The sequence below is a fragment of the Inquilinus limosus MP06 genome (assembly GCF_000767795.1).
GTDB classification, from domain to species: Bacteria; Pseudomonadota; Alphaproteobacteria; order DSM-16000; family Inquilinaceae; genus Inquilinus; species Inquilinus limosus_E.
Genome location: NZ_JANX01000672.1, coordinates 1 through 2,992 on the forward strand (window position 1 = coordinate 1; position 2,992 = coordinate 2,992).

General features: G+C 71.7%; 4 protein-coding genes. All 4 read right to left on the reverse strand.

The genetic code is table 11. The annotated features are described in order from the left end of the window. Positions 1 to 87: 87 nt before the first annotated feature. Positions 88 to 849, reverse strand: coding sequence for an SDR family oxidoreductase (locus P409_RS30580; protein ID WP_034847343.1), 762 nt, complete (start codon positions 847 to 849; stop codon positions 88 to 90). Next, on the reverse strand, positions 846 to 1,694 hold the full coding sequence (locus tag P409_RS30585) for a 5-deoxy-glucuronate isomerase (RefSeq protein ID WP_034847345.1): 849 nt from the start codon (positions 1,692 to 1,694) through the stop codon (positions 846 to 848). Before P409_RS30585 ends, P409_RS30580 begins: the two co-directional genes overlap by 4 nt. Continuing rightward, positions 1,687 to 2,742, reverse strand: coding sequence for an ABC transporter ATP-binding protein (locus tag P409_RS30590; RefSeq protein WP_034847347.1), 1,056 nt, complete (start codon positions 2,740 to 2,742; stop codon positions 1,687 to 1,689). The genes P409_RS30585 and P409_RS30590 overlap by 8 nt, the downstream gene beginning before the upstream one ends. Continuing rightward, the coding region (locus P409_RS30595; protein WP_034847349.1) for an oligopeptide/dipeptide ABC transporter ATP-binding protein at positions 2,735 to 2,992 on the reverse strand (258 nt) is incomplete at its 5' end. The genes P409_RS30595 and P409_RS30590, both read right to left, overlap by 8 nt.

The window sequence follows — 2,992 nt, forward strand, 5'->3', positions numbered from 1 at the left end:
CCCCCTCCCCTCCCCTCCCGCAAGGGGAGGGGGAGGATGGAACACACAGGCCGCTCCAGATGGCGGAGGCCCGAAGCGGCCCGGCGCCTACACAGCAGCCAGCAGGCCGCCATCGACATAGATGATCTGGCCGTTGACGAAGTCAGAGGCGGTGGAGGCCAGGAACACGGCGGCGCCGCCCAGCTCGTCCGGCCGGCCCCAGCGGGCGGCCGGGGTGCGGCGCGTGACGAAGGTGTTGAACTCCGGGTCGTCCATCAGCGCGCGGTTCAGCTCGGTGGCGAAATAGCCGGGGCCGATGCCGTTGACCTGGATGTTGTGCCGCGCGAACTCGACCGCGAGGTTGCGGGTCAGCATGCGCAGCGCGCCCTTGGCCGAGGCGTAGGGGGCGATGGTCGGCCGGCCCAGCTCGCTCATCAGCGAGCAGATGTTGATGATCTTGCCGGCCTGGCGCTCGACCATCCCCGGCAGCACCGCGCGCGAGGCGACCACGCTGCCGATCAGGTGCACATCGAGGATCATCCGCCAATCCTCGAGCGCGAAGTCCAGGAACGGCTTGCGCAGCTGCACGCCGGCATTGTTGACCAGGATGTCGACCGCCCCGACCGTCCGCACCGCCTGGCCGATGGCGGCCATGGCGGCGTCCGGGTCGGTCAGGTCGAAGCGGGCCGGATGGGCATCGATGCCCTCGTCGCGGAGCTTCGCGACGGCCTGGCTCAGGGCGCCGTCGTCGCGGCCGTTCAGGATCACCGTGGCGCCGTGCCGGCCCAGCGCGGCGGCGACGGAGAAGCCGAGGCCGCGCGAGGAGCCGGTGACGAGGGCGCGCTTGCCGGTCAGGTCGAACAGGGTCATCGGAACTTCTCCCGCATCGCCTGGATGCCGGGGATCCGGTCCATCAGATGAGCGTGCGCGGGATCGAAATACTGCACCAGGCCCCGATGCGTCTTCCCCACCATGACGGTGAAGATGTAGGCGCGGTGGCCCGGCGAGGTGACGGTCGGGTGGTAGCCGCGGTCGACGGTGAAGGTGTCGCCGTCGCGGGTCAGGAAGGCCTGCGGCTCGCCGCTGTCCTCGTAGATCAGCTGGGCGCCGAAGCCGGTCGGCGGGTCGTAGCGGAAATGATACAGCTCGTCATGCGCGGTCTCGCGCGGCCCGTCCCGGCCCGGCACGTCGGTGTCGTGCTTGTGCGGCGGATAGCCGTTCCAGCAGCCGTCATCGGCGTAGAGCTCGCTGACCAGCAGGCGCCCCGCCCGCCCCTGCCCGTTCTGGCCGAGGATGTGGAAGATCCGGCGCCGGCTGTGCGTCTCCGGCGACCCGACCTCGACCATCACCACCTCCTCCGGCGGGATGCGGAAGGCGGGGTGACGCTCGGTGGTGAGCCCGCCGCCGATCGCGACCTCGGCCGGCCCGGCGCCGCCCACGATACGGATGGCGCTGCCGACCGGGGCATAGACCGAATCTGCCGGCCCGGACCAGATGTCGGCGCGGCGGCCGACCGAAGTGAAGAGCTCGGCGTCGACCGCGATGTCGACCGTGCCGGACAGCACAGCGAGGATCGCCTCGTGCTCCGGCAGCCGGGTCTCGAACACCTCGCCCGGCCCGAGCCTCACCAGGTTGAAATGCACGCCGGCCATGCGGGCGTCGTGGTGGAGGATCGGCCGGTTGCCGTTGTCGTGGCGGCGGATGATGTCAGGCATGGGCAAGCTGCGGGTTCGAGTCGGAGAGGACGCCGCGGAGATCCAGCTCCTCGGCGTGGTGGCAGGCGGCGACCTGGCCGCCGAAGGACCTCAGCGGCGGCGCCGTGGTGCGGCAGATGTCGGTGGCGAAGCGGCAGCGCGGATGGAAGGCGCAGCCGGAGGGGCGGTTGGCCGGGTCCGCGACCTCGCCCTTCAGCTGGATGCGCCGGCGCTGGCGCTGGCGCCGCGGATCCGGCACCGGCAGGGCCGACAAGAGCGCCTCGGTGTAGGGGTGGCGCGGCCGGGCGTAGAGCGCGTCGATCGGCGCGCTCTCGACGATCTGGCCGACATACATCACCACCACGCGGTCGCAGATATACTGGATGACGCTCAGATCATGGCTGACGAACAGATAGGTCAGCCCGAACTCCTCCTGCAGGTCCTTCAGCAGGTTCAGGGTCTGGGCCCGGACGCTGACGTCGAGCGCCGACACCGCCTCGTCCAGGATCACCAGCCGCGGCCTTGTGGCCAGCGCCCGGGCGATGCCGATGCGCTGGCGCTCGCCGCCGGAGAAGGCGTGCGGGTAACGATGGGCATATTCGGGGCGCAGCCCCACCCGCTCCATCAGCCCGGCGACGATGCCGGGGATCTCGCGGCCGCTGGCCAGGCCGTTGACGCGCAGCACCTCGCCGACCAGGTCGACCACCGTCATCCGCGGGTCCAGCGACGCCTGGGGGTCCTGGAAGACGAAGCGCAGATCGGTGCAGTAAGGCCGGCGCTGCGCCTCGGTCAGCGCCGCCAGGTCGACCACCCTGCCCTGCGGGTCGCGATAGGCGATGGTGCCGCCGGTCGGCTTGTGGGCGCCCAGGATGCAGCGGGTGACGGTCGACTTGCCGCAGCCGGATTCGCCGACCAGCCCCAGCGTCTCGCCACGGCGGATGTCGAAGGACACGCCGTCGACGGCGCGGACCGGGTTGGCCAGGCCGGAGCGGAACAGGCGCTTGCGCGGCGCAAACTCCATCTTCAGGTCGCGCAGCTCGACCAGGTTCTCGGGCGCGAGGTCAGGCATGCTGCATGCTCCTCGGCTGCGTCTCCGCCGGCTCCTCCAGCAGCACGCAGCGCGCACCGCGGCCGGGGCCGAGCGCAACCTCCGGCGGGTCCCGCCGGTCGCACAGCCCGGCCACCGCCTGGTCGCAGCGCGGATGGAACGGGCAGCCGGTAGGCCGGGCGAAGGCCGACGGCACCAGGCCGCGGATCGCCGCCAGCCGGTGCACGCGCTGCCGCGACAGGGTCGGCACCGACCGCAGCAGCGCCCGGGT